Source organism: Kitasatospora sp. NPDC058406 (genome assembly GCF_042722765.1).
In the GTDB taxonomy this organism is placed as follows: domain Bacteria; phylum Actinomycetota; class Actinomycetes; order Streptomycetales; family Streptomycetaceae; genus Kitasatospora.
Genome location: NZ_JBHXKE010000385.1, coordinates 1 through 5,958, shown reverse-complemented (window position 1 = coordinate 5,958; position 5,958 = coordinate 1). Strand labels below are relative to the sequence as shown.

Genomic DNA, 5,958 nt, shown 5'->3' with positions numbered 1-5,958 from the left:
GCTCCGCGAACGCTCGCGACTCCAGCAGACCCACCGCCATACCCAGCCACTGACCACCCTGACCCGGATACACGAACACCACGTCCGAGCTGCCCAACGGCGACCCCGCGATCTGTCCCAGACCCGCGGCCACCGCCTCCAGACCCTCCACGTCCCACGCCACCGCCCGCACCGGGAGCGCCGCCCGGCCCACCAGCGTCGCGCCGGTGTCCGCCAGGGAGGCCCCTGCGGTGTCCAGGTGGTCGCGGACCACGGCGGCCTGGGCGCGCAGCCCCGCCTCGTCGGCCCCCGCCAGCGGCAGCGGAACGACGGGCGTGGTGCCCGCCGGTGCGACGGCCTCGGCCGGCGCCTGTTCGAGGACGACGTGGGCGTTGGTGCCGCTGAACCCGAAGGAGGAGACCGCGGCCCGGCGGGGGGTGTCCCCGGCCTGCGGCCAGGGCTGCGCGGAGGTGAGCAGCTCCAGCGCGCCCGAGGACCAGTCGATGTGCGGGGAGGGCTCGTCGACGTGCAGCGTCTTCGGCAGCACGCCGCGGCGCATGGCCTCGACCATCTTGATGATGCCGCCGACGCCCGCCGCCGCCTGGGTGTGCCCGAGGTTCGACTTCAGCGAGCCCAGCCAGAGCGGCTCGCCCTCGGCCCGGTCCTGGCCGTACGTCGCCAGCAGCGCCTGGGCCTCGATCGGGTCGCCCAGGCGCGTCCCCGTGCCGTGCGCCTCCACCGCGTCGACCTGGGCCGGGGTCAGCCGGGCGTCGGCCAGCGCGTCGAGGACCACCCGCTGCTGGGAGGGGCCGTTCGGCGCGGTCAGGCCGTTGGACGCACCGTCCTGGTTGACCGCGCTGCCCCGGACGACGGCGAGGACCGGGTGGCCCAGGCGAAGGGCGTCCGAGAGCCGCTCGACCAGCAGCAGACCGGCACCCTCGGCCCAGCCGGTGCCGTCGGCGGCGGCGGCGAAGGGCTTGCAGCGGCCGTCGGCGGCCAGGCCGCCCTGCCGGGCGAACTCGACGAACGTGCTCGGACCGGCCATCACGGTGACACCGCCCGCCAGCGCCATCGCGCACTCGCCCCGGCGCAGCGACTGCACCGCCAGGTGCAGCGCGACCAGCGACGACGAGCAGGCCGTGTCGATGGTGAGGGCAGGACCCTCCAGCCCGAAGGTGTAGGCGACGCGGCCGGAGATGATGCTCCCGGAGGTGCCGGTGGCCAGGTAGCCCTCGACGCCGTCCGGCAGCGTGGTGAGCTGGGCGGCGTAGTCGTGGTACATCACGCCGGCGAACACGCCGGTGCGGGAACCCTTGACGCCGAGCGGGTCCAGCCCGGCGCGCTCGAAGGTCTCCCACGCGCACTCCAGCAGCAGCCGCTGCTGCGGGTCCATCGCCAGGGCCTCGCGCGGGGAGATGCCGAAGACGGCGGGGTCGAACGCGCCCGCCTCGTCGAGGAATCCGCCCTCCTGGGCGAAGTCGCCCTCCTCCACCGCCCAGCCCCGGTCCTGGGGGAAGCCGGTGATCGCGTCGCGGCCGGCGTCCAGCAGGTCCCAGAGCTGACCGGGCGTGCGCACCCCACCGGGGTAGCGGCAGGCCATGCCGATGATCGCGATCGGTTCGGCGGCCTTCTCCTGGACGTCGACGAGGTCGCGACGGGCCTGACGAAGGTCGGCGGTCGCCCGCTTGAGGTAGTCGCGGAGCTTCGCTTCGGTGTCCATGTCTCGCCAACTCCAGTTGCTTGTGGGTCAGTTCGCGCCGATTAAGCGGAGGGTCGGTTCGCGCCGACCGCGCGGAGGGTCAGTTGATGCCGAGTTCGTCGTCGAGCAGGCTGAACAGCTCGGCGTCGTCGGCGGCGGCGATGTCCGCATTGGTGTCGGTGTCCGACGGGCCGTCGCCCGGCCCGTCGGTGCTCGCCCAGCCTGCGAGCATCGCCCGCAGCCGGAGCCCGACGGCGGTCCGGATCGCCTCGCTCGGGCTGCTCGCCGCCAGGCTCGCCTCCAGAACGGCGAGCTCGGCCAGGAGCGCCGCGTCACCCTCGACGGCCGCCGGGGCGAGCCGGTCGCGGAGGGCCTCGGCCAGCGCCAGCGGCGTCGGGTGGTCGAAGATCAGCGTCGGCGCGAGCCGCAGACCGGTGTCGGCGGCCAGACGGTTGCGGAACTCGACCGCGGTGAGCGAGTCGAAGCCCAGCTCGCCGAAGACACGGCCGTCGCCGATCCCCGCCGGGCCGGTGTGGCCGAGCACGGCGACCGCGTGGGTACGGACCAGGCCGAGCAGCGTGCGGGTCCGTTCGGCGGCGGTCATCGGGGCCAGCTGCGCGGTCAGTGCGCGGTCCCGGCCTGCGGCGACGGCAGGCCGGGCCTCCGCGCGGACCCCCGGCCGGGCCGGCGCCGGTACCAGACCGGCGAACAGCTCCGGGAGCCGTCCGGCCGCGGCCGCCGGCCGGAGCGCGGCCAGGTCGAGCCCGACCGGGGCGACCAGGGCGACGTCCGCGCGGAGGGCGGCGTCGAACAGGGCGAGCGCGTCCCCGGTGGGCAGCGGCACGATCCCGCCGCCCCGGAGCCGGTCGCGGAGACCGTCCGTCAGGGCGGCGCCGAGACCGGTCTCCCACAGCCCCCACGCCAGCGAGGTGGCGGGAACCCCTTCGGACCGCAGACGGGCGGCGTAGGCGTCCAGGAAGGTGTTGGCCGCGGCGTAGTTGGCCTGGCCGGCGTTGCCGAGAACGCCGGCGACGGAGGAGAACAGCACGAACGCCGCGAGCGGCCGGCCGGCGGTGGCCGCGCGCAGGTTGACCGCCGCGTCCACCTTGGCCGCCAGGACGGCCGCGAGCCGGTCGGGCGTCAACCGGGTGAGCACCGCGTCGTCCGTGACGCCGGCGGCGTGCACCACGGCGCCGACCTCGACGGGACCGAGCAGACGCCGGACGGCGTCCGGGTCGGCCAGGTCGCAGGCCGCGAGCCGCACCGCCGCCCCGGCGCCGGTCAGTTCGTCGACCAGGGCCTCGGCCCCGGGCGCGTCGGGGCCGCGCCGGCTGACCAGCAGCAGGTCCTTGACCCCGTGGGCGGCGACCAGGTGACGGGCCAGGTCCGCGCCGAGCGCCCCGGTGGCGCCGGTGAGCACGACCGTCCCGTCACCGAGGGCGGACGCGACCGGCGCGCCGCCGGCCGGGCCGCCGGTCACGGCCGCAGGAGGCTGCGCCGCGACCAGGCGCGGGACCAGCACCGCGCCGGAGCGGACCGCCGCCTGCGCGAGCCCCGCCTCGACGATGCCCGCGACGAGCGCGCGGCCGTCGGTGGCACCGGCGGTGGCGGTGTCGGTGTCGGTGTCGGTGTCGGTGTCGATCAGGGTGATCCGGCCGGGGTTCTCCGTCTGGGCGACGCGGACCAGACCCCAGAACGCGGAATGCGCCAGCCCCGTCACCGGGTCGGCCGGGCCCGTGGCCACCGCACCCGAGGTCAGCACCACCAGGTGACCGGCACCGGCCGGGTCGGCGAGCCACGCCTGGAGCGTGCCCAGGGCGGTTTCGAGTGCCCGCCGCACCTCGGCCGGACCGGCCTCGGGCGAGGCCGTGGCGTCGAGCAGGACGACCGGGGCACCGGACAGGGCGGGCATCGGCTCGCCGAGCGGCAGGCCGACCCAGCCTGCGGTGTCCCCGCCGCCGACCGCCACGGGCGAAGGCTGCCACTCCACCGTGTAGAGCCCGGCCGTGTCGGCCGCCGGGGCCGCACCGACCGGCCGCAGCGCGAGCCGCTCGATCTCGGCCACCGGCAGCCCGGCACCGTCCGCGATCACCAGGCGCACACCGCCGGGCCCGTCCGGGGTCAGCCGGACCAGCAGCGCGGTCGCGCCGCCGGACACCAGCCGGACACCGGACACCGCGAAGGGCAGGTGGACGTCCGTCCCGGTGACCAGACCGCCGGCGGCGACCGCGTGCAACGCGCTGTCCAGCAGGGCCGGGTGCAGCGCGAAGCCGGCGGGCGGCTCCGCGACCTCGACCTCGGCGAAGACCTCGTCCCCGGACTTCCAGGCCCTGCGCAGGCCCTGGAACGCCGGCCCGTAGCCCAGGCCCGCAGCCTCCATCGCCGGATAGAAGCCCGCGAGGTCGATCTCCTCGGCCCCCGCCGGCACCGTGACGGCGGCCGGGTCGCCGCCGGTCCGCTCCGACAGCAGGCCCGTGGCGTGCTCGGTCCAGGGCGCCTCGGCCCCGGTCCGCGAGTGGACGGTCACCGGCCGACCGGCCTCGTCGTCCGGCGCCCCGACCGTGACCCGGACCTGGACGGTCTCGCGGCCCGGCAGGACGAGCGGAGCCTTCAGCAGCAGTTCCTCCAGCACCGGGGCCCCCACCCGGGAGCCCGCCGCCAGGACCATCTCGAACAGCGCGGCACCCGGCACGACCGTGCGGCCGTGAACCGTGTGGTCGACCGCCCACGGGTGGGTCGCCCCGGACAGCGAACCGGTGAACAGCACCAGCCCGGAACCCGGGACCTCCGCCGCCGCACCGAGGATCGGGTGGCCGGTCCCGGTCAGGCCGAGCCCGGTGACGTCCCCGTCGACACCGGTCCGGGGCCGCGGCCAGAACCGCCGGTGCCGGAACGGGTAGGTCGGCAGGTCCGCGTCGGCCCGGCGCCCGACCAGCGCGCTCCAGTCGACGGGCTGGCCGTGGACGAACAGCTCGGCGACCGCCCGGAGCAGCGTGTGCGGCTCGGACCGGTCCCGGCGCAACGCGGTGACCGCGGTGAGCTCGGGATCGACGTGGCCGATCAGCCCGGTGAGGACGCCGTCCGGGCCGAGTTCCAGCACCCGACGGGCATCGAGGGCGGTGACGGCCTCGGCGAAACGCACCGGGCGCCGGACCTGGTCGACCCAGTACTCCGGGTCCGACCACTGACCGGGCGTCACCGGAGTGCCGGTCACCGTCGAGACGGCGGGGAGCACCGGGTCGTGGAAGGCCAGGCCGCTCACGACGGCCCGGAAGTCCGCCAGCATCGGCTCCATCAGCCGGGAGTGGAACGCGTGGCTGGTCCGCAGGCGGTTGGTCTTCCAACCCCGCTCGGTCACCAGCTCGGTGATCCGCACGATCTCGTCCTCGGTCCCCGACACGACCACCGCGGCCGGGCCGTTGACCGCCGCGAGGTCGATGTCCGGGAACGCCTCCCGAACCTCGGCCTCCGACGCCCCGACGGCCAGCATCGCGCCGCCCGGGGGCAGCGCCTGCATCAACCGGCCCCGCGCCGCCACCAGCTTCGCCGCATCCGCCAGGGAGAGGACCCCGGCGGCGTACGCGGCGGTGATCTCGCCGACCGAGTGACCGGCGACCACGTCCGGGGTCACGCCCCAGGAGCGCACGAGCGCGAGCAGCGCCACCTCGACCGCGAAGATCGCCGGCTGCGCCGAACCCGTACGGTCCAGCGACTCCGCGTCCAGCCCGTGCAGCGTCAGCCCCAGCACCTCGCACGCCTCGTCATAGGCGGTCGCGAACACCGGGAAGGTGTCGTACACCTCCCGACCCATGCCGACCCGCTGCGACCCCTGACCGGTGAACACCACCGCCAGCCGGCCCTCGACCGCCGTGCCGGTGACGATCCGGTCGATGACGATCCGGTCGGTGACGGCCCGATCGGTGACGGCCCGATCGGTGACGGCCCGATCGGTGAACGCGCTCAGGGAATCCTCCAGCGCGGAGCGGTCCTCGGCGAGGAGCACCGCGCGCTGCGGCAGCGCGGCCCGGCCCGCCAGGCCCGCCGCGAGCTGGTCGAGCGGGAGCTCACGGTGCTCGGCGATCCGACCCGCCAGCACGCGCAGGGCGTCCTCGTCGGCCGCCGCGAGCACGACCGGAGTGACCGGAAGCGCCGGGAGCGGTGCCTCGTCCGACGCGGTCGCGGGAACCGGTGCGCCCGACGGGGCTTCGAGGATGACGTGGGCGTTGGTGCCGCTGATGCCGAACGAGGACACCCCGGCCCGACGCGGCCGGTCGGTCGCG

At 76.1% G+C, this 5,958-nt stretch carries 2 protein-coding genes; both read right to left on the bottom strand.

The window, feature by feature from the left end:
• A partial coding sequence (locus tag ACFWOG_RS39075; protein WP_380364355.1) for a type I polyketide synthase occupies positions 1-1,699 on the bottom strand: 1,699 nt, incomplete at its 3' end.
• Positions 1,700-1,778: 79 nt separating this feature from the next.
• A partial coding sequence (locus ACFWOG_RS39070; protein WP_380364353.1) for an SDR family NAD(P)-dependent oxidoreductase occupies positions 1,779-5,958 on the bottom strand: 4,180 nt, incomplete at its 5' end.